The organism is Bacillus sp. JHAA, from assembly GCF_036961585.1.
In the GTDB taxonomy this organism is placed as follows: domain Bacteria; phylum Bacillota; class Bacilli; order Bacillales; family Bacillaceae; genus Bacillus; species Bacillus velezensis.
In genome coordinates this window covers 1-660 of sequence record NZ_JBAMDE010000029.1, presented here as the reverse complement: position 1 = coordinate 660, position 660 = coordinate 1, and the positions used below count along the sequence as shown (strand labels likewise).

Sequence of the window (660 nt, the reverse complement as noted above, 5' to 3'; positions counted from 1 at the left end):
ACGTATTAACCATAAAACGGTTCAACGTATTATGCAGAAAAATCAATGGCAGTGTCGGGTTAAGGTGAAAAAGCGCAAGAAGGATGGGCAGCCATATGCCGTGGTCGATAATATATTGGATCGGAACTTTCAGTCTGATCGTCCTCTTGAAAAACTAGTAACGGACATCACATATTTGCCTTATGGACAGAAACAATTGTACCTTTCCAGTATATTAGATTTATACAATGGAGAAGTGATTGCTTTTACTATTGGGGATAAGCAGGACACAGCCTTTGTCTTAGACACACTTGATCAGCTACCAATGCTGCCTGAGAACTGCGTGTTACATAGTGACCAAGGTTCTGTGTATACATCTTACGAGTATCAAAAAGCTGTTAAAACAAAAGGCATTACCATGAGCATGTCCCGCAAAGGGACGCCCGCTGATAATGCCTCCATCGAATCGTTTCATTCCTCGCTAAAGTCTGAAACGTTCTATCTTAACAGCATTGATCGAACTACGACTGCCATCGTAGAACGCACTGTCATAGAATACATTCATTATTATAACAATATTCGTATTCAAACCAAACTAAACAACCAATCACCGATAAACTATCGGCAATTGGCTGTTTAAAAGGTGTTTTGACCCCTGTCTCAAAAACGGGGGGCAGTCCC

At 41.1% G+C, this 660-nt stretch carries 1 protein-coding gene; it reads left to right on the top strand.

Annotated features, from left to right (window positions below; translation table 11 throughout):
- Window positions 1-619: IS3 family transposase (locus V7728_RS20385; protein ID WP_335371388.1), on the top strand; the 619-nt coding region annotated here is incomplete at its 5' end.
- Window positions 620-660 lie beyond the last annotated feature (41 nt).